Annotated in this window: 15 protein-coding genes and 1 pseudogene; 9 read left to right on the plus strand and 7 right to left on the minus strand. The window is 58.6% G+C overall.

Annotated features, from left to right (window positions below; genetic code table 11):
- Window positions 1-12 precede the first annotated feature (12 nt).
- Both GVK32_RS15735 and GVK32_RS15740 read right to left on the minus strand, forming a co-directional pair.
- Window positions 13-759 (minus strand): DeoR/GlpR family DNA-binding transcription regulator, encoded by a 747-nt coding sequence (locus GVK32_RS15735; RefSeq protein ID WP_159869528.1) that lies wholly within the window; start codon window positions 757-759, stop codon window positions 13-15.
- Between the two features lie 213 nt (window positions 760-972).
- Complete coding sequence (locus tag GVK32_RS15740; RefSeq protein WP_159869531.1) at window positions 973-2,043, minus strand: YncE family protein; 1,071 nt, start codon at window positions 2,041-2,043, stop codon at window positions 973-975.
- 445 nt (window positions 2,044-2,488) lie between these two features.
- Here GVK32_RS15740 and fhuE point away from each other — a divergent pair, with 445 nt between their 5' ends.
- Window positions 2,489-4,675: a ferric-rhodotorulic acid/ferric-coprogen receptor FhuE gene (fhuE, locus tag GVK32_RS15745; RefSeq protein WP_159869534.1), complete on the plus strand. Its 2,187-nt coding sequence runs from the start codon at window positions 2,489-2,491 to the stop codon at window positions 4,673-4,675.
- A 47-nt stretch (window positions 4,676-4,722) separates the two neighbouring features.
- On the opposite strand, the gene GVK32_RS15750 is transcribed toward fhuE, so the two are convergent.
- Genes GVK32_RS15750 through GVK32_RS15760 form a run of 3 tightly spaced genes read right to left on the minus strand, consistent with a single transcriptional unit; the run spans window position 4,723 to window position 9,142 of the window.
- Window positions 4,723-6,540, minus strand: coding sequence for an ABC transporter ATP-binding protein (locus tag GVK32_RS15750; protein ID WP_159869537.1), 1,818 nt, complete (start codon window positions 6,538-6,540; stop codon window positions 4,723-4,725).
- A gap of 3 nt (window positions 6,541-6,543) precedes the next feature.
- The gene (locus GVK32_RS15755; RefSeq protein ID WP_159869540.1) at window positions 6,544-7,995 is read right to left on the minus strand and encodes a M81 family metallopeptidase; all 1,452 of its coding nucleotides are present in this window, start codon (window positions 7,993-7,995) and stop codon (window positions 6,544-6,546) included.
- Window positions 7,996-8,005: 10 nt separating this feature from the next.
- Complete coding sequence (locus GVK32_RS15760) at window positions 8,006-9,142, minus strand: ROK family transcriptional regulator (protein ID WP_159869543.1); 1,137 nt, start codon at window positions 9,140-9,142, stop codon at window positions 8,006-8,008.
- A gap of 231 nt (window positions 9,143-9,373) precedes the next feature.
- Between GVK32_RS15760 and GVK32_RS15765 the strand changes: the two genes are divergently transcribed.
- From GVK32_RS15765 to dbpA, 7 genes are all read left to right on the plus strand, one after another.
- The gene (locus GVK32_RS15765) at window positions 9,374-10,906 is read left to right on the plus strand and encodes an ABC transporter substrate-binding protein (RefSeq protein WP_200842896.1); all 1,533 of its coding nucleotides are present in this window, start codon (window positions 9,374-9,376) and stop codon (window positions 10,904-10,906) included.
- A gap of 24 nt (window positions 10,907-10,930) precedes the next feature.
- Window positions 10,931-11,851, plus strand: coding sequence for an ABC transporter permease (locus GVK32_RS15770; protein ID WP_159869549.1), 921 nt, complete (start codon window positions 10,931-10,933; stop codon window positions 11,849-11,851).
- Between the two features lies 1 nt (window position 11,852).
- Window positions 11,853-12,713: an ABC transporter permease gene (locus GVK32_RS15775; protein ID WP_159869552.1), complete on the plus strand. Its 861-nt coding sequence runs from the start codon at window positions 11,853-11,855 to the stop codon at window positions 12,711-12,713.
- A complete protein-coding gene (locus GVK32_RS15780; protein ID WP_159869555.1) occupies window positions 12,710-13,666 on the plus strand; it encodes an ROK family protein in 957 nt (318 codons plus the stop codon). The genes GVK32_RS15775 and GVK32_RS15780 overlap by 4 nt, the downstream gene beginning before the upstream one ends.
- 63 nt (window positions 13,667-13,729) lie before the next feature.
- Window positions 13,730-14,713, plus strand: a complete 984-nt coding sequence (zntB, locus tag GVK32_RS15785; protein ID WP_159869558.1) for a zinc transporter ZntB — start codon at window positions 13,730-13,732, stop codon at window positions 14,711-14,713.
- Window positions 14,714-14,995: 282 nt separating this feature from the next.
- Window positions 14,996-15,181, plus strand: a complete 186-nt coding sequence (locus tag GVK32_RS29545) for a hypothetical protein (protein ID WP_071844916.1) — start codon at window positions 14,996-14,998, stop codon at window positions 15,179-15,181.
- Between the two features lie 14 nt (window positions 15,182-15,195).
- Window positions 15,196-16,569, plus strand: coding sequence for an ATP-dependent RNA helicase DbpA (dbpA, locus tag GVK32_RS15790; RefSeq protein WP_132510699.1), 1,374 nt, complete (start codon window positions 15,196-15,198; stop codon window positions 16,567-16,569).
- Between the two features lie 48 nt (window positions 16,570-16,617).
- Here dbpA and ttcA read toward each other — a convergent pair whose 3' ends face one another.
- The gene (ttcA, locus tag GVK32_RS15795) at window positions 16,618-17,553 is read right to left on the minus strand and encodes a tRNA 2-thiocytidine(32) synthetase TtcA (RefSeq protein WP_159869561.1); all 936 of its coding nucleotides are present in this window, start codon (window positions 17,551-17,553) and stop codon (window positions 16,618-16,620) included.
- 46 nt (window positions 17,554-17,599) lie between these two features.
- A pseudogene (locus tag GVK32_RS15800) lies at window positions 17,600-18,007 on the minus strand (tyrosine-type recombinase/integrase); the annotation flags it as partial.
- A 519-nt stretch (window positions 18,008-18,526) separates the two neighbouring features.
- Between GVK32_RS15800 and GVK32_RS15805 the strand changes: the two are divergent.
- Window positions 18,527-19,465 (plus strand): omptin family outer membrane protease, encoded by a 939-nt coding sequence (locus GVK32_RS15805; RefSeq protein WP_159869564.1) that lies wholly within the window; start codon window positions 18,527-18,529, stop codon window positions 19,463-19,465.
- Window positions 19,466-19,819: the final 354 nt, after the last annotated feature.

The following is a 19,819-nucleotide window of genomic DNA, read 5'->3' on the forward strand; positions in this document are numbered from 1 at the left end:
ATTCTCTCCACGTTATTGAGCGTCAGCAATGTTGATGTGCGTTGAAATGTCGTCCCCGGCGTCTTCCCAGGCCGTATCTAAAAATAGCTGATGAATTTCTGCTAATCCGGCGACCAGATAAGGCTCGCAGTGGTTCAGTTTCATATGGTCGGCAACCAGCCAGCACTCGGTGCTTGCCGCCAGCATGGCGCGCTTGATCTCGGCATCGGCCTCCTGGCTGGCGCTTAAGCCCAGCTGCGCGTGCAGCGCGCAGGCGCCGAGAATAGCGATATCAGCCCGATAGCGCGCGAGCAGCGCGAGGGTGGCGCTGCCGGCAAACAGGCGCTGCTGCATATCCCATCTGCCGCCGAGCAGGATCAGCTGAATATCCGCCCGGTCGCTGAAGAGCTGGGCGATATCTAAAGAGGTAGTGATGACGGTCATCGGCCCCTTGATGTGGCTGGCGACGGCCAGCACAGTGCTGCCGGCATCTAAAAAGATCGTCGAGCCGGCGGGAATTTTCTCCGCCACCATTTTACCCAGCCGCTGTTTGGTCTTCGGCAGCAGGGCGTTTCTGCCCTGGCGGTTCATCGCCGACAGGTCGAGGGCGATAGCGCCGCCGTGATTCTTTTGCGCCAGCCCCTGCTTTTGCAGATCGGTCAGGTCGCGGCGAACGGTGTCCGCGGAAACCTGTAGCCTCTCGACCAGCTCGCTGATGCTGACCTGGCCATTTTCGCTAATGATATCCAGGAGGTATTTTTGTCTGGCGGTTTTGTGCACGGTCTTAAATCCTGCAAATTGCTGCAATAAATCGCATAATACAGCATTTTGCGGCAAATGAAATCCCATACCGGCTAAAGCGGCGAAGCGTGAGGAGGGGGAGGCGCCGCCATCCCTGGCGGCCGGTTTGTCTTTCGGGCTTCGGTCGCGGATTGCGGCGAGAGGCCCGGCGTTTCCTGGCCAGACCCGGGCCGCGCACGGCGCGGCGAAAACTCAGTTGAGCTTAATGCGGGCGACGCTGTCCGGGCCCTTAGTGGAGTTATCCTCGTTGAAGTCCTGCTTGATGCTGACGTACAGGGTCTCCTGGTCGGGGGAGAGCAGCAGGCTATTCGGATGGCTGGCGAACGACCAGGCTTTTTTCAGCGCATAGGTGGCAGCATCCAGCTGGAGCACCTTCTTCGATTCGCGCTGGCTGATATAAATCTCGTTGCGCTTCGCGCTGAACTTAATACCCAGCGCATCGCCGTCGATACGCTTGATCACCTTACCCGTACGCTCATCAAAGACCAGCGTCGCTTTGGCCTTAGAATCATCGGTAACAAACAGGCGGCCGGTGGCCGGATCTTCCGCCAGATTGAGGAACAGGTACTCTTTGCCGTCACCCGGCGTCCAGCGCTGCTCAATTTTGTGGCTGGCCGGGTTAATCACCAGAATTTCACCGCCGCCGTTTGCCGCATAAATACGATCGGTGTGCGGGGAGTAGATAAGCCCTGTCACCCACTTCCCGGCGTTATCAATGCGTCCCTTGAGGGTCATGGTTTGCGCATCCACGATGGAGATAAAACCCGGATCGGCCACGCGGCCAATAAACAGCTGGTCATTGTGGAACAGCACTTCACGGGCGCCGATAGGGTCGCCGTCCTTATCCTGACCGACGAACATCAGGCGCTGTAGCACCTTACCGCTTTGCGCATCCACTTTGGATACCCCGCCGTCCAGCGAGTTGGTGGTGTAGAACGCCTTGCCGTCATCCGCGACCGCCATGCCGAAGTTCTTCAAATCGGTATGGGTTTCCGTCCGGGTCGCCAGCGTGGTGGGATCCAGACGGTAGATCATGCCGCCGTTAACCGCTTTAAATCCCTGGGCGCTGGCGACAACCAGCGCGCTCTGCGCCGGTAAATAGGCCATCTCGTACAAACCATCCCCCAGCGTCCTCTGGCTTAATGACGCCGGCGCTTTGGCGGGCGGCGTGGCCTCGGCCGAAGCCTGCCATGCCGTCAGGGTTAACGCGGAGAGAAGCGCAGCGCACAGCGCTGATTTACGCGGGCCAAACAACGATTTCATTCTGAACCCCATCATTGGATAAAGCACTCCCGCCGGGGCAAACCGCAGCGGAAACGTAAAAAACAAGAATGAGAATCATAATCATTTATGCTGCGGGCGCAAATCATCCCGGCCTCAGGTGCCGTCCTGAGCGCCTGAACCGGCACGAGGATCGCCGACGACGCGGCTATTTCTACGCACGTACTAGGGCAGCCCGGCGGTAGATCCGCCCCACGCTAGCGCCAGGCTATTGATTTACATAGAGCATACATTTGCTTACATATTTCTTACGGTTAACTGACAAAATAGCCTGCGATAAATAAGGCAAATAATTATTATTCCCATTCTCATTTATTGTTTTCTCGCACCGTATGCCGTCATCAACCTGCTGGCAAAGCGCAATTTTTCAGCGCGGCGGCGGGCGAGATAACACCACTCACAATAATAATTCCTGATGGGAAAATTTATGTTTTTCAACGACAGGGGCACGGGCGGTAGACCGCCGGCACAGAATTTATCTAAACCATTTACCGTTTCACTGCTGGCGCTGGCGATCCAGGCCTTTGTCCACCCCGTGCAGGCGGCGGAGAAGGATAAAGGCGCGGCGGCCGACACGCAGCAGGATATGGTGGTCTACGGCAGCGCGGGAAGTGCGTCCGAAGAGCAGCAGGACTACGCGGCCAAAACCACCCGTGCGGGTACGAAGATGCTGCTGGCTCCCCGCGATGTGCCGCAGTCGGTCACGATTGTGACCCAGCAGCGGATGAAGGATCAAAATCTGCAGACCATCGACGATGTGCTGACCAACGCGACCGGCGTCTCCTCGCAGCAGATCGACAGCGAGCGTTCGGATTACTATGCGCGCGGATTTCAAATCACCAGTTTCGCCTACGACGATATTCCCACCTCGCTTGGTGATGCCTGGAACTACGGCGATGCGCAGGAAGATACCGCTATTTACGATCGCATCGAAGTGGTACGCGGTGCCACCGGCCTGATGACCGGCGCAGGCGACCCCGGCGCCACGGTGAATATGGTGCGTAAAAAGGCGGACAGCAAAACCCTGACCGGGAACGTGAGCGCCAGCTACGGCAGCTGGAATAAGCAGCGCTACGTGGGCGACCTGTCGGCTCCGCTCAATGCCGACGGCAGCGTGCGCGGGCGGGTGATTGCCGGCTATCAGGATCAGGATAGCTGGCTGGACCGCTACCATAAGAGCAAAAAGTTTCTCTACGGCGTCGTGGATGCCGACCTGACGGATAGCACCCACCTGTCGCTGGGCTGGGACTACCAGAAGTCGAATACCGGCAATCCGACGTGGGGCGGACTCCCCAGCCTGTATAGCGACGGTTCGCGGACCCACTACGACCGCAGCACCAACACGGCGGCGGACTGGACGCGCTACGCGATTGAATCCCGCAAGGTATTTGCCAGCCTGACGCAGGAGTGGGATAACGGCTGGTCATTCCGCTTCAACGGCACCCACGGCGAACAGACGCTGAACGACACGCTGCTGTATGTGATGGGGAATCCCGATGCCGATACCGGCGAGGGGGCCAGCGGCTGGGGAAGCAAGGATCGCGGCAAGCGAACCCTCGACTCCTTCGACGCCTACGCCAGCGGGCCGTTTGAGCTGCTGGGGCGCCAGCATCAGCTGATGGCCGGCGCGAACTATAGCCGCCAGCATAACGCCAGCTTCAGCCAGGACGGGCCGATGGATAGCGCGCAGATCGGCGTCTTTAATAACGGCTGGAACGGCAGCGTGGCGCAGCCGGAGTGGGGGGACTGGTATCTGAATGCGGATGATATCGTGCGGCAGAAATCGGCCTATACCGCCGCCCGGTTCTCGCTCGCCGATCCGCTATCGCTGATCCTCGGCGCGCGTTACACCCAGTACAGCGCCAACGGCAGCAGCGGCGATATGCGTAAATACAACGTCACGCCGTACGGCGGCGTGGTGTACGACATCACCGAGAGCCTGTCGGCATACGCCAGCTATACCTCAATCTTCTCCCCGCAGACCAAGCGTTCGGCGGACGGCGGATGGCTGGCGCCGATAACCGGGAAGAACTACGAATCCGGGCTGAAGGCCGACTGGCTGGATAGCCGACTGACCACCAGCTTCGCCATCTTCCGCATTGAGCAGGAGAATGCGCCCGAGGCGGTAAGCGGCGAGTTCGTTAACGGCTCCAGCGAGCAGGCCTACCGTGCGGCAAAGGGCGCGGTCAGCAAAGGGGCGGAGCTGGAGGTTAACGGCGCGGTCAGCGACAACATGCAGCTGACGTTCAGCGCCACGCGCTACGTCGCCACCGACAGCAGCGGCCGCTATAACAGCTTTGCGCCGCAAACCCAGCTCAAGCTCTTCACGCGCTATCGTATCCCGGCGCTGCCCGAGCTAACCGTCGGCGGCGGGGCAACCTGGCAAAATCGGGTCTACAAAGACGTCAGCGGGCCGGACGGCGAAACGCAGCGCCTGTATCAGGGCAGCTACCCGCTGGTGAATCTGTTCACGCAGTATCAGCTGACGAAACAGCTTAGCGTGCAGGCCAATATCAACAACCTGTTCGATCGTGAATATTACTCCTACCTCGATGACTCCGCGGTGTACGGGGAGCCGCGCAGCGTTTCGCTGAGCATGAACTATCGGTTCTGATTACCGCTCCCGCAGGCGCCTCGTAAGAGGGCCTGCGGGCAGAGAGGCTAGCGCATTACCCAGTGCTGGGGGCCAACCTGTTCATAGGTGCGGGCGGGGGGCTGCCAGGCCTTATCGCGAAACGGCGTCGGCAGCTCGTCGTTACTGCCTTCGTGCAGCAGATGGCGGCGCGCAGGGTCGGTCTTGGGGATCGCCGCGATCAGCTTTTGCGTATACGGGTGCTGAGGGTGGGTGAAAATCGCCTGACGCGGACCAATTTCGACGATTTCTCCGAGATACATCACCGCCACCCGGTGGCTGATGCGCTCGATAACCGCCATGTCGTGCGAAATAAACAGAAAGGCAATCTGCATGGTGCGCTGCAGTTCGATGATTAAGTTGACCACCTGCGCCTTCACCGACACGTCCAGCGCCGACACCGACTCATCGGCAATAATCACCTTCGGGTTCATCGCCAGCGCCCGGGCGATGCAGATACGCTGACGCTGTCCGCCGGAGAACTCGTGCGGATAGCGGTTCAGCACCGACACGCTCATCCCAACCTTTTCAATCAGCTCCTGCGAGCGCGCCAGCGCCTGCTGTCGCGTGGCCAGCCCGTTTTCCAGCAGCGGCTCAATCAGCGTTTCCTGGATCTTTAGCCGCGGGTTGAGGCTGGCAAAGGGATCCTGAAAAATCATCTGCATATCCTGACGCAGGCGCTTTTGCTGCGCGCGGTCGGCCTGCAGGACGCTGTAGCCATTGAGCGTCACGTCGCCGGACTGCGCCTGAATCATGCGGATCAGGCTGCGCCCGGTGGTCGATTTTCCGCAGCCCGATTCGCCCACCAGCGAGAGCGTCTCTCCCGGCCACAAATCAAAGCTGACGTTCTCCACGGCGTGAATATGGCCGCTTAGCTGATTGAAAAAACCGCGCTTAACCGGGAAGCGGGTCACCAGATTCTTTACCGATAGCACCGGCGGCTGCGAGCGGTTGGGTAGCGCGGACTCGGGCGGGTAGCGCCGGGTTTCGCCGGTCTGTAAATCCACCGACGGGAACCGGCACGGGGCGCTAACGGCCGTCATTTCACCCGCCGCCGGCACCGAGGCCAGCAGCGCGCGGGTGTAGGGCTGCCGGGGGGCGGAAAACAGCCCCGGCGTTGGCGCGCACTCCACCGCATCGCCGCGGAACATCACCAGCGTATGATCCGCGGTTTCCGCCACCACGCCCATGTCGTGGGTAATAAACAGCACCGCGGTATTATTTTCCGCCTGCAGCGTTTTAATCAGATCGAGAATCTGCCCCTGAATCGTCACGTCGAGGGCGGTGGTCGGCTCGTCGGCAATCAGCAGCTTAGGCTTGAGGGCCAGCGCCATCGCAATCATGGCGCGCTGGCGCATGCCGCCGGAAAACTGATGCGGATACTCATCGTAGCGCTGCGCGGCGTGGGGAATGCGGACCTTTTCCAGTAGGGCAATGGCCTGGCGCTTCGCTTCGCATTTGGATAATCCCTGGTGATGAATAAAGACTTCAGCGATTTGATGCCCGATGGTAAAGGCGGGATTGAGGCTGGTCATTGGCTCCTGGAAAATCATCGCCACCTCGGCGCCGCGGATGCGGCGCATCTCCTCCTCCGGCAGCGCCAGCAGCGACCTGCCGCCGAGGCTCACGCTGCCCTCCGTGCGGCTGTTGCGCGATGACAGCAGGCGCATAATCGCCATCGCGGTGACGCTTTTCCCCGAACCCGATTCGCCGACAATGGCCAGCGTTTCGCCCGGATTAAGGGTAAAGCTGATATTACGCACCACTTTCTGCCAGCTATCGCCGCGGCGAAACGAGACCGACAGATTATCTACACTCAGCACCGGAGAAGGCGTCGGGGTATTCATCAATCAGCACCCCCTGGCAAAAGGGGCTCTGGCGGAAACGAACGCCTGCGGCGTGAACTCAAGCGTGCCGGTGAAGGGCCAGGTCGGGGTGAGCATCCGCCGGCGCGGCACGCGCTCGATATCCTGATCGACCACCCCTTCGGAAAGGGCCATCAGGTTGGGGTTGGCCAGCGGCGCCAGCTCCGGCGACAGATAGCCCGATTTGACCACCAGAATCTGCACCCGGCCTGGGTCTAAGCCGAGCGCGCTAAAATCGGCGAGATCGTGATAGGGGCGACGACGGTCGGCAACCACCACGGTGATGCCGGCGACCTGTAACACGGCCTGATTAGCGCTACCGTGCGCGCCCGCGGGCAGAAGATGCTTCACGGTAAAGAGTGCGCTGACGCTTTCGCCAGCCGGGTCAAGCTGTGCGCCAACGGTCAGCTCAAGCTCTGCGCCAACGCCGGCGCGAAAGGCGGCCTGGGTCGCCGGGGCATCGGCAATGCCCGCCACCAGGGTATTGCTGGCGTTCTGGCGCAGAAGCTCGGCCAGCACGTCGCCGCGATCGCCCACGCCGCCGCCGGTGGGGTTATCGCCGGAGTCCGCCAGAATAACCGGCGCCGTCGGGCTGGCGATGGCCTCCTTCACGCACTCCGCCACGCTGCCGGTGCGGCAGCCGAAGGCAAACGCCTCGCGCGCGTCCCAGTAGGACTGCGCCAGCTTCTCCGCCTGCTGTTTCAGCACCTTCAGGTCGGTGCCGGTAAAAATGGCGGCGGCGGTGGCGCGCGGTTCATCGGCCCAGACGTAGCCCACCATCAGCGAGCTATCGAGCACGCCGGGAAGGCGATCGCTTGCCGGCAGGGTGGCGTAGAGGCTTTTCGCCGGCTCATCTTCGGTACTGGTGCGCTCGCCGGGGAGCATCACCGGCACCGGTGCCCAGACCACGCCGGGCCGTACGCCGGTGGTGATGCTGTTGACCAGCATGGTGACGGAGCGGCGCATGGTCTCTTCAACGTCAATATGCGGCGCGGTACGGTAGGTTGAGTACATATCAATGGCGTCGATAATGCGCTGGGTCACGTTGCCGTGCAGATCGTAGCTAACGGCTATCGGGCAGGCGTCGCCGACGCAGGCCCGGGCGGCGGCGATCCAGTCGCCTTCGGCATCTTCCAGCCCTTCAACGTACATCGCGCCGTGCATCGCCAGATAGAGGCCATCAACGGGCAGCGACGCCTGCAGGCGGGTCAGAAACTCGGTCTTAAAGCTCTCATAGGCGGCACGCGCGACCGGGCCGCCGGGAATGGCGCGGGCGTGTAGGGTGGGCAGAAAGGTCGCCGGATAGTCCTTGAGAAACTGAAAGTAGGGTGCCGCCAGCAGCGCGTCACCTTCGACCGTGCGAAATTCGTCCTCGTGAGTCAGTACGGGATTGAACGTGCTGCATTCAATGTGTATTCCGCCAACGGCAATGCGCATAGGGACCTCGTTAATATTCAGGAAATAAAACGTGAGTAAGGGCCACGCTTGCGGCAGCAAGCGCCCAGCTGTCCTGCTCGAGCGGCCGGTAGATGAGCGGCGTTTTCCCCGCCATACCGGGGAGCAGATAGGTTTCGATGGCCTGCTGCATCACGGTATTGAGCAGCCCCTGAAAGCTCTCGGGCTGATGCGCCAGCATGATCGCCGCCGGATCGTGGGTCTGAATCTGATGGGAGATAGCCATCCCGAGCGCGTCGCCGGCCTGGTGCAGGATATGGATCGCCCCGGAGTGCCCTTTGCGGGCCAGCGCCTCGAGCTCGGCGAGGCTGGTGGCCTCGATGCCCTCCATGCGCGCCTGTTCAAAGATGGCGGTCAGGGAGGCCACGGTGTCGAGGCAGCCACGCTTCCCGCAGCGGCAGGGCTTACCGGCCGGCACGATTGTGCAGTGGGCGATTTCCCCGGCGCCGCCGTGGGCGCCGCGCCAGATGCGCCCGTAAATCACCGCCGCGCTGCCGATGCCGCTGCCGTGGGAGATTGCGACCGCGCTTTCGTACTTGCGCAGATGGCCAAAGGTCTTCTCGTAGGTCGCCAGGGCGCGGGTATCGTTTTCGATAACCACCGGGATCCCGCCGGTGGCGCGGCTCAGCAGCTCTGCCAGCGGAACCAGATGCCAGCCCAGCAGCGCGGACTGCACGCAAACCGACTGGGCGGCGTCAACGAAGGCGGAGAGCGCGAAGCCGATGCCGGCCAGGCGCTGGCGGTTAACGACCGCGCTGTTGAGCAGGTCGGCAATTTCCGCCGCCAGCTGCTGGATCAGCGCCAGGATCTCGACCTCGGGAGTGAGATGGCGCTCGGCAATCTTTTCGCCGATGCCGTTCATCAGCACCACCACCAGCTGATGGTCGATCAGGGAGATACCGATCGCACAGGCGGCATCCGGGGAAAGTGACAGGGTAACCGAAGGCCGCCCCTGGCCGCTGGAGGCGGCCATCGCGCTCTCCTGCAGGACGCCTGCGGCCAGCAGCTCTTTGACCAGCGCGCCGATGGCCGGCTTGCTCATGCCGGTCAGGCGGGCGAGGTCGGCCCGGCTGGCTCCCTCTTCGCTGCAGACCAGATGAACCAGTTGTTGTTGGAGTTTGTTCAGCATAGTGCCCCGACCCTTCGCTTTTTTCTGAACATAATTGCGCCCTGCTGATTTAGCAATCAGTTTCTTCACAAAAATAACTAACTGATCGCATATAAGTTAAATTTATTACCTAATTAAGCGCTAATGGTGGCTAATATCACATTTAAAGAATTTTGTTATGTGTAAAAACAAAACTTAATAGCAACATAAAGACCACAACTGGCGAAATAACATACGGGAAGGGGTTACGCGATGAAGGTATTGATGAGCAAATATCGACTTGCCGTTCTGGCAGGCGTTCTGGCGGTAGGCAATATCACGGCGCTGCAGGCGGCGACGCTGAATGTGATGCAAAATGAAGCGCCGCGCAGCATGGATCCCGGCGACCAGACGGCGACCTTCACCGATACGGTCCTCAAGCCGATGTATGAAGGGCTGGTCGATCTCTCCCCCGATTACAAAATCACCCCCGCGTTGGCCACGGCCTGGCAGGTGAGCGAGGACGGCAAGGTCTGGACCTTCACGCTGCGCAAGAACGTCACCTTCCATGACGGTACGCCGTTTAACGCCGACGCGGTGGTGGCCAACATTCAGCGCCATATCGATCCCAAAGGCAGCCTGGCAGCCAGCTCGAGGATGCGCAACGTGATTGCGTCGGTGAAGGAAATTGACGATGGCAGCGTCGAAATTACGCTGAAAAAAGTCTATCCCTCGTTCCTCAATTTACTCACCGGCGGCGCGGCGAAAATGGTCAGCCCGGCGGCGGACAAAGCCGGCACCATTGGCCGCAAAGCGGACGGAACCGGCCCCTATATGCTGCAGGAATATAAAACCGGGGAGTATGTTTTAGAGAAAAAGAACCCGCATTACTGGGGAGAAAGCGGCGGCCCGGAGCAAATCAAGTGGACATGGAGCTCGGAGCCTTCGGTGATGAATATGGCGCTGCTCTCCGGCCAGGTTGACGTGATTAACCCGGTGCCGCCGCAGTTCGGTATGCAGCTGAAAAGCAATCCGCAGGTGAAGCTGGAGCAGGGCGAGGGCGCGTCGGTATTCTGGGTGGCGCTCAACGTTGAGCAGAAACCGCTCAACGACGTCCGCGTGCGCCAGGCGCTGAATCTGGCGACGGATAAGGACGCGCTGCTGAAGGCGGTGATGTTCGGTTACGCCTCCGCAGCTAACTCGCCGCTGGCGCCGGTGAATGAAGGCTACGATAAGTCGCTCAACGAATACGCTTACAGCATCGACAAAGCCAAAGCGCTGCTCAAGGATGCCGGCTATCCGCAGGGATTTGACATCAATATTGCCGTACAGGGGCCGGATGCCCGGACCGCGCAAATCCTGCAGGCGATGTGGGGCAAGGTGGGGATTAAGCTGAACATTCAGCAGATGGAAAGCGGCGTCTGGAGCAAGGCCGCCTTTGCGCCGGCCGCTGAAAAGCTGGCGAACCGCACCGATTCCGTGCTTGCCTCCTGGTCCTCTGGCCTCAACGGCTCCGATTTACAGCTGCGCCCGCTGTACTACTCCCAGAGCGCCGCACCGGTTGGCGCCAACCTCGGCTTCTATAAAAACCCGACCCTCGACGACCTGCTGGACAAAGCGGCGACCACGATGGATGACAAGGCGCGCATCGCGGATTACGTGCAGGCGCAGAAGGTCATCATGCAGGATGCGCCGCACGTGATGCTCTACTTCCAGGACGATCTCTATGCCACCCGCGCGGATATTAAAGGCGTGCGGATGGAGCCGGGCGGCGAAATTATCGTTATCAACGCCCAGAAGCCGTAAAGCAAGGGCCTGACTGGAGTCGTTATGAAAGCCTACGTCATCAAAAAACTGCTTTCCCTGCCGCTTATCCTGCTCGGCGCGTCGCTGATCGTCTTTTTGGCGATCAGGATGCTCCCCGGCGATCCTGCGCGGTTGATGGCCGGCCCGCAGGCGACTCAGGACGACGTGAGCCGAATGCACTCCCGCCTCGGGCTTGACGATCCGCTGGCGCTGCAGTACGGGCACTTTGTGGTCGGGATGCTCAAAGGTGACTTCGGCATCTCGCTAAAATCGGGGCAGCCGGTCTCCGTCGAGCTCGGCGAGCGGGCACCTTATACCCTCGGCCTCGCGCTGCTGGCGTGGCTGATGGCGGTAGTGCTCGGCATTCCGATGGGGATGTGCGCGGCGATTTATCGCAATCATGCCGCCGATCACGCCCTGATGCTGATCGCTATTGCCGGCGCCTCCATCGCCAACTTCTGGCTGGCCCTGATCGCGATGGACACCTTCTCGGTGAAGCTGGGCTGGCTGCCGCTCCTGGGGGCTGAGGGTTGGAAAAGCTATATTCTGCCCTCGGTGTGTCTCGGCATCTTCCCGATGGCGGTGATGTCACGCATGACCCGATCGAGCATGGTGGACGTGCTCGGTGAAGACTATATTCGCACCGCCAGGGCCAAAGGGCTGGCACCGTTCTACGTCTACTTTAAGCATGCCTTGCGCAATGCTCTCATCCCCATCGTGACCATTATTGCGCTCAACTTTGGCAGCCTGATCGGCGGCGCGGTGGTGACGGAGTCGGTATTTAACTGGCCGGGCATCGGACGTTACCTGGTGGATTCCGTGCGCTATCGCGATTATCCGGTTATTCAGGGCGTGACGATGATAACGGTCGCCAGCGTGGTGGTGATGAATCTGGTGGGCGAAATGATTATCGCCAGAATCAACCCGAAAATAAGGTTTGATTAATATGTCTGAAATCTCACTCGCCAAATCGCGTAATGGCCTGATGAACGGCCTGCGTTGGGGAATAGGCCATCCGTCGATCGCCATTGGCGGTTTTATCGTGGCCTTAATTGTTCTCGGCGCGCTCTTTGCGCCGTGGCTGAGCCACTACGATCCCTATGACCAGGATCTCCTCAATATTCTCTCCGCGCCTTCGGCGGAACACTGGCTGGGCACCGACGACTACGGGCGCGATATTTTTTCCCGCATCATATACGGCGCGCGGATCTCCCTTATCGAGGTGGTGGTCAGCGTGGCGCTGTCGCTGGCGATGGGGCTGCCGCTGGGCATTATGGCGGCGCTGTGCGGCAAAAGCGTCGACCACATCATTATGTGGATTATGGATGTGATTTTCGCCTTTCCCGGGATCGTCCTGGCTATTTTGCTGGTGAGCGTGCTGGGGGCGGGGCTGATAAACATGCTGCTGGCGATCGCCATTTTCTCGGTGCCGGTATACGCCCGTCTGAGCCGCAACCTGACGCTGGGCATTAAAAATATGGAGTATATGGAAGCGGCGCGCGCGCTGGGGATCGGCTACCGGCGGCAGATTATTCACTATATTCTGCGCAACACGCTGGGGCCGATTACCGTGCAGGCCACCCTGACCGGCGGTTCGGTGATTCTGGCCGCCGCCTCGCTGTCGTTTTTGGGCATGGGGGTGCAGCCGCCAATGCCGGAGTGGGGCACGATGATGAGCGACGGGCGCAACTTCCTTGGGATCAGCCTTGGGATCTCGCTTTGGCCAGGGCTGGCTATCGTCCTTTCGGTTCTCGGATTTAATATTCTCGGCGACGGCCTGCGCGACCTGCTGGACACTCGCCTATGAACGCCCGGGTGCTCTGCCTCGATATTGGCGGTTCGTTTATCAAAAGCGCGATCGCCGAAACCGCGGGCGCTATCGGCGATATCCGCCAGCGTCCCGTTCCCACCGGCAGCTGGGGTGATTTTTCGGCGGCCGTTGGCGACATTATTGCCGACTACGGCGACAGGCTATCGGTAGAAAGCCCGCTGGCGCTCTCCTGCGCCGGGGTGGTGGATGTCGCCACCGATCGCATTCTCTCCAGCAACGTGCCGCCTTTTCAGGGCGTCAGCGTGACCCGGACCCTTAGCGCGGAGCTGCGGCGTCCGGCGGTGATGGCCAATGACGCCGATTGCTTTACCCTCGCGGAAGCGAGCGGCGGCGCGGCGCAGGGGTTCCCGGTGGTGCTGGGGATTATTCTCGGCAGCGGCATCGGCGGCGGCATCGCGATTCATGGCAATATTCTTTACGGTAATCAGGGGATCAGCGCCGAGTGGGGCCACGCGCCAATTGTGCAGACCGCGCTGAAGGTGGGCGAGCACAGCCTAAGCCTGCCGCGCCTGCCCTGCGGCTGCGGGCAGACTGGGTGCCTCGACACCTTAGGCGGGGCGAGAGGCATTGAGCGGCTGCATCATATCCTGAGCGGCCAGGCGCTGAGCAGCCGGGAGATTGTTGCCCAGGGTTTGGCGGGCCGCGAACCGCAGGCCCTGACCCTCGCCGCGTGGCTGGAGGTGGTGAGCGAGCCGCTGGCCCACGCGGTCAATATTCTCGGGCCGCACCGAATAGTGGCCGGCGGGGGCATGGCGAGCGAGGCGGCACTGATTAGCCGCCTTGACGAGGCCCTGCGGCGTAAGATTTTGCTGAAAACCGCTCGGCCGCTGATCGTTGCGGGTCGCCACGCGAGCGACGGCGGCCTTATCGGCGCCAGCATTCTCGGGCAGCGGCTTTTATCAGCGAATTCAGCACCCTGCTTGTTTTAGCCCTTGCTTAACGGAGGCGTCAGGCTAGACTACGAAAATTAAGCCTGAGTTGACGGAGGTCTGGTGGAGGCGATTAAAGGTGCGGAACTGAATGTACCGGATGCCGTTTTTGCATGGCAGTTTGACGGCAAGGGCGGTGTAAAACCGCTGACGAATAGCGACACTATCGATAAAGAGCATCCCTGCTGGCTGCATCTCAACTACACCCACGCCGACAGCGCACAGTGGCTGGCGGAAACGCCGCTGCTGCCGAACAGCGTGCGGGATGCGCTGGCGGGCGAAAGCACCCGGCCGCGGGTGACGCGGGTCGGCGACGGGACGCTGATTACGCTGCGCTGCATTAACGGCAGCACCGACGAACGGCCGGATCAGCTGGTGGCGATGCGCTTATATATGGACGAGCGCCTCATCGTCTCTACCCGCCAGCGGCGAGTGCTGGCGCTGGACGACGTGCTCGGTGACCTGCGCGAAGGCACCGGCCCGGCGGACTGCGGCAGCTGGCTGGTGGATATCTGCGATGCGCTGACCGATCATGCCAGCGAATTCATCGAACAGCTGCACGACCGGATAATCGACCTTGAGGATAATCTGCTGGATCAGCAGGTCCCTCCGCGCGGCTTCCTGGCTCTGCTGCGTAAGCAGCTGATTGTGATGCGCCGCTATATGGCTCCGCAGCGCGATGCCTACTCCCGGCTGGCCAGCGAACGTCTGCCGTGGATGAATGACGACCAGCGTCGGCGCATGCAGGATATCTCCGATCGCCTCGGCCGCGGCCTGGATGAGATCGATAGCTGCATTGCCCGCACGGCGATAATGAGCGATGAGATCGCGCAAATTATGCAGGAGGCGATGTCGCGTAGAACCTATACCATGTCGCTGATGGCAATGGTCTTTCTGCCCAGCACCTTCCTGACCGGCCTGTTTGGCGTTAACCTCGGCGGGATCCCCGGCAACGAGTGGCATCTCGGCTTCTCCATCTTTTGCGTGATGTTAGTTGTTCTGATTGGCGGTGTTGCGTGGTGGTTACATCGTAGTAAATGGCTGTAAATAATCGCCTTTTATCAGCATCTGATGGCGAAAACCCGGCAATGTTTGAGCGAAATCAATAAACCATCTACCCATTCGGGGCAATATCTCTCTCGCAGGTGAATGCAACGTCAAGCGATGGGCGTTGCGCTCCATATTGTCTTACTTCCTTTTTTGAATTACTGCATAGCACAATTGATTCGTACGATGCCGACTTTATTGAGTCGGCTTTTTTTTTGCTCTCCTGCGGCCAGCTTCTACGCTTAATGGGTGGTACACCCGCTCATAACCGGGAGAGTCAAAATGCGATATCAGCCTTTAAATTCAATACCCATTTCACCTGAACCCAACGACCCGACGCCAGTGCCGGACCCGCGGCCTCGTCCGCATCCTTTACCCGACCCGCCGCCGGACGACGAACCGATTAAATTGTCGCATCAGAGGCGCAATTCTGCGAGGATACGCGCCTGCCAATTGCGCGCCCTTTAACACGAGAAAAAATTGTGACCGCTTTTTCAACACTAAACGTTTTGCCCGCCGCCCAGCTCGATAACCTGAACGAGCTGGGATACCTTGCGATGACCCCGGTCCAGGCAGCGGCTTTGCCGGCGATTCTGGCCGGCAAAGATGTGCGCGTGCAGGCAAAAACCGGCAGTGGAAAAACGGCCGCATTCGGCCTCGGCCTGCTCCAGCAGGTTGATGCCACGCTGTACAAGACGCAGTCTCTGGTACTGTGCCCGACGCGGGAGCTGGCGGATCAGGTCGCTGGCGAGCTGCGTCGGCTGGCGCGCTTTCTGCCGAATATTAAAATTCTCACCCTCTGCGGGGGCCAACCCTTTGGCGCCCAGCGTGATTCACTCCAGCACGCGCCGCACATTATCGTCGCCACGCCGGGACGCCTGCTCGATCACCTGCAGAAGGGCACCGTCTCACTGGACGCGCTGCAGACGCTGGTGATGGATGAAGCGGATCGGATGCTCGATATGGGGTTCAGCGACGCCATTGATGAAGCGATTCGCTTTGCGCCCGCCGAGCGGCAGACGCTGCTGTTCTCCGCGACCTGGCCGGAGGCCATTGCGGCGATTAGTGGACGCGTGCAGAACGACCCGCAAACCATCGAGATCGATTCCGTTGATGCGCTGCCGGCAATTGAACAGCAGTTCTTCGAGACCTCGCAGAAAGGCAAAATCGCGCTGCTGCAAAAGCTGCTCAGCCAGCACAAGCCGGCCTCCTGCGTGGTGTTCTGTAATACCAAAAAGGATTGCCAGGCCGTTTGCGATTCGCTCAACGCTGCCGGGCAGAGCGCGCTGTCGCTGCATGGCGATCTCGAGCAGCGCGATCGCGATCAAACCCTGATCCGCTTTGCGAACGGCAGCTCGCGCGTGCTGGTCGCAACCGACGTGGCGGCGCGCGGTCTCGATATTAAATCCCTGGAGCTGGTGATTAACTACGAGCTGGCCTGGGACCCGGAAGTTCACGTTCACCGCATCGGCCGCACCGCACGCGCCGGCGCAAGCGGGCTGGCGATCAGCCTTTGCGCGCCGGAAGAGGCCCAGCGCGCCAATATTCTTGCACAAATGCTGCAGCTGAAGCTGAACTGGATGAACGCACCGGCCGGCGGCACGATCGTACCGCTGGAAGCCGAAATGACGACCCTGTGCATTGACGGCGGTAAGAAGGCCAAAATGCGCGCAGGGGACGTTCTGGGTGCGCTGACCGGGGATTTGGGATTCGATGGCGCCGATATCGGCAAGATCAACGTTCATCCGGCGCACGTCTACGTGGCGCTGCGCCAGGGCGTGGCCCACAAAGCGTTTAAGCTGCTGCAGAACGGCAAGATTAAGGGCAAGAACTGCCGGGTTCGTTTACTGAAATAGAGTAGACAAGGGCGTCTCAGCCACCGCGCTGAGACGCCTGTTCGCGGTTTACTTCACTTCCACTACGTTCAGCCGCAGCTCGTCCAACTGGGCATCATCCTCTTCCGGCTGCCAGCCGGCAGGCTGAAGCGGGATCTCTTCGCGATCGAACGCGAGGTCGCCGCCGTCAACCACGTCAGAATCGTGGGTAATGCCTTTAAAGTCAAACAGGCTGACGTCGCTAAGATGCGACGGCACGACGTTCTGCATGGCGCTGAACATGGTCTCGATGCGCCCCGGATACCGTTTATCCCAGTCGCGCAGCATGTCGCCGATCACCTGACGCTGCAGGTTAGGCTGGGAGCCGCAGAGGTTGCATGGGATAATTGGGAACCCCTTCGCCTGCGAGAAGCGCTCGATATCCTTTTCGCGGCAGTAGGCCAGCGGGCGGATAACGATATGCTTGCCGTCGTCGCTCATCAGCTTCGGCGGCATGCCTTTCATCTTGCCGCCGTAGAACATATTGAGGAACAGCGTCTGCAGGATGTCATCGCGGTGGTGGCCGAGGGCGATTTTAGTCGCGCCGAGCTCGGTGGCCGTGCGATAGAGGATCCCGCGACGCAGGCGCGAACAGAGCGAACAGGTGGTTTTACCCTCAGGAATCTTCTCTTTGACGATCCCGTAGGTGTTCTCTTCGACAATCTTATACTCGACGCCGAGCTGCTGCAGGTACTCAGGCAGAATGTGCTCAGGGAAGCCGGGCTGCTTCTGATCGAGGTTTACCGCGATCAGAGAGAAAGAGATGGGGGCGCTTTTTTGTAAGCTGCGCAGGATTTCCAGCATGGTGTAGCTGTCCTTCCCGCCGGAAAGGCAAACCATAATCCGGTCGCCGTCTTCAATCATATTAAAATCGGCAATGGCTTCGCCGACATTGCGGCGCAGGCGCTTCTGCAACTTATCGATGTTGTACTTTTCTTTCTTTGTAACTTGCTGATTATCAAGCATTATTAACATTCTCTGAAACAAAAAGGGCATGTAGGGCAAAGTTAAATCACAGTTCAAGCCTGGCGTTGAGTATCGATACCCGATCGCCGTTCATTTCTTCAGTCCATGAACTGTAGACTTCAGACACCATTTTCGCGTTTCCATGCCCCATCTGGTTAGCAATAAAAGACGGGTTAGCGCCGGCTGATAGCAGCCAGCAGGCAAAAGTATGTCGGGTATGGTACGGATTCCGACGACGAATGCCAGCGCGTTTTACTGCGACTTCTCATCTACTACCGATACTGCTGTGAGAGTAGTCGGCTTCTGCACCTCGTTCCGCTTCCTGGGTATAAAAACAAAGCGCAGTTTTTGTGGTTCGCGAGCGCCGTACTCACCTGCGGTGAAAAGTAATTTTCGTCAGAGATTGCGAGGTAGTCGGTGCGTGTTGTGCTTGCAAAGCTTCCCGCGCAGGTTCAGGCATCTAATTGCCCGGTAGCAGAATGCAGAGGTGATTGGGGTAGGGGGAAACCATCTATAAATATTTGCCTGAGGTAAACGAGAAGTAATAAAAAACTCGACCTGAGTCGAGGGGCGGTGCTGGCAACTCGATCAGAGAAACTTAAATTTTTCGAGGCTATCTTTTGTCAGTTAAAAGCAGTGCACCAGGATTAAAATATAATTATTAGCACCCTGATAATTTAGTTGTTAAATGATTCGCTATAGATAATTAATAGACCTGCTGGTTGAGTGAGAATCGAGTGAAAAACACAGTTTTTTGCTGCAGCAGGTGATCGATATTAGCCAGCAAATACATCAGGGATATCTGCAAAGTACGGGCTATTCCTCTCTAAAAAAGAGGAATGTAACCCGTCAGGAGGTTGGAATTCCTGGCGACTGAAAAAAACAATTACAAAAATTGACAGTTGCCTCACATTTGTATGAGATTTAAACTTCATCTGCAACTTATGGATTCCCTTTTGATTATGGAAAAAAAATGAAAAAAAGTACTGTTGCAGTAATGATGATGGCTACTCTTTCAGGAACAGCTTATGCGGAGTCAACGCAGTTAACCCCGAATTTCTCTCCAGAAAGTTTTACTGTATCGACCTCTGCAGGGATGCTAAGCGGAAAATCTCATGAGATGGTTTATGACGCGGATACAGGTCGAAAAGTTAGTCAGCTGGACTGGAAAATAAAGAATGTTGCTATTCTGAAAGGTGACATCTCCTGGGATGCGTACTCCTTTCTGACGCTGAACGCCCGCGGCTGGACGTCTCTGGCTTCGGGATCCGGTCATATGGATGATTACGACTGGATGAATGATAACCAGTCCGGATGGACAGACCACTCATCTCATCCCAGCACGAATGTTAATTATGCCAATGAATACGATCTCAATGTGAAAGGCTGGATATTCCAGGACGAAAACTACAAAGCTGGTGTAATCGCCGGTTATCAGGAAACACGTTTCAGCTGGACGGCTACCGGTGGTTCTTACGACTATGATAACGGTGTTTATACCGGCAATTTCCCAACCGGAGAGCGTGGTATTGGTTACAGTCAGCGATTCTCTATGCCATACATTGGTCTGGCGGGTCAGTATCGTATTAATGATTTTGAATTTAATGCCTTGTTTAAATTCAGTGATTGGGTCCGGGCACATGATAACGATGAACACTATATGCGGGATCTGACCTTCCGTGAGAAAACGACTAATTCGCGTTATTACGGTACGTCGATTGATGCCGGATATTACGTCACGCCTAATGCCAAAGTTTTTGCCGAATTCACATACAGCAAATATGAAGAAGGCAAGGGAGGTACTCAGATTATTGATACCAACAGCGGCGAGTCGGCCTCAATTGGTGGCGACGCTGCTGGAATTTCAAATAAAAACTATACTATTACAGCTGGTCTGCAATATCGGTTCTAAATCAGTACAGATCCTGGGTATACCTTCTGTTGGATATAAAGCCCCTTCTGGGGCTTTTATAGCACTGTGTGACCCACGACTAGCGCGGGCTATTCTGGCGATTCACCGCGATCCTGGCCGGGGATAGTCTGTTGCTAAACTTTCGCCAGGAGTTTTGTGGTGGCAATGAGCGAGAAGCTGACGTCAATTGAATCTGTTCTTGAGAACAGATACCAGCCCAATAGTGACGGTAAGTGTCAAGGTAGTTGGCACCCTTGGTTAATTTAAGCCGCCTGTTTTTCCCGTTCCGGATTCAACGTTACCGGGCCTTCCGGTTGCCAGTTTCTTGTCTTCCCTGACCAGCGCTCAGGATGT

The organism is Klebsiella sp. 18074, assembly GCF_902705905.1.
Lineage (GTDB): Bacteria > Pseudomonadota > Gammaproteobacteria > Enterobacterales > Enterobacteriaceae > Klebsiella > Klebsiella terrigena.

What these genes read in the sequence shown, in the direction of transcription:
- GVK32_RS15740 (WP_159869531.1), bottom strand. Translation starts at nt 2,043, where the DNA reads ATGAAATCGTTGTTTGGCCCGCGTAAATCAGCGCTGTGCGCTGCGCTT.
- fhuE (WP_159869534.1), top strand. Translation starts at nt 2,489, where the DNA reads ATGTTTTTCAACGACAGGGGCACGGGCGGTAGACCGCCGGCACAGAAT.
- GVK32_RS15750 (WP_159869537.1), bottom strand. Translation starts at nt 6,540, where the DNA reads ATGAATACCCCGACGCCTTCTCCGGTGCTGAGTGTAGATAATCTGTCG.
- GVK32_RS15755 (WP_159869540.1), bottom strand. Translation starts at nt 7,995, where the DNA reads ATGCGCATTGCCGTTGGCGGAATACACATTGAATGCAGCACGTTCAAT.
- GVK32_RS15760 (WP_159869543.1), bottom strand. Translation starts at nt 9,142, where the DNA reads ATGCTGAACAAACTCCAACAACAACTGGTTCATCTGGTCTGCAGCGAA.
- GVK32_RS15765 (WP_200842896.1), top strand. Translation starts at nt 9,374, where the DNA reads ATGAAGGTATTGATGAGCAAATATCGACTTGCCGTTCTGGCAGGCGTT.
- GVK32_RS15770 (WP_159869549.1), top strand. Translation starts at nt 10,931, where the DNA reads ATGAAAGCCTACGTCATCAAAAAACTGCTTTCCCTGCCGCTTATCCTG.
- GVK32_RS15775 (WP_159869552.1), top strand. Translation starts at nt 11,853, where the DNA reads ATGTCTGAAATCTCACTCGCCAAATCGCGTAATGGCCTGATGAACGGC.
- GVK32_RS15780 (WP_159869555.1), top strand. Translation starts at nt 12,710, where the DNA reads ATGAACGCCCGGGTGCTCTGCCTCGATATTGGCGGTTCGTTTATCAAA.
- GVK32_RS29545 (WP_071844916.1), top strand. Translation starts at nt 14,996, where the DNA reads ATGCGATATCAGCCTTTAAATTCAATACCCATTTCACCTGAACCCAAC.
- ttcA (WP_159869561.1), bottom strand. Translation starts at nt 17,553, where the DNA reads ATGCTTGATAATCAGCAAGTTACAAAGAAAGAAAAGTACAACATCGAT.
- GVK32_RS15805 (WP_159869564.1), top strand. Translation starts at nt 18,527, where the DNA reads ATGAAAAAAAGTACTGTTGCAGTAATGATGATGGCTACTCTTTCAGGA.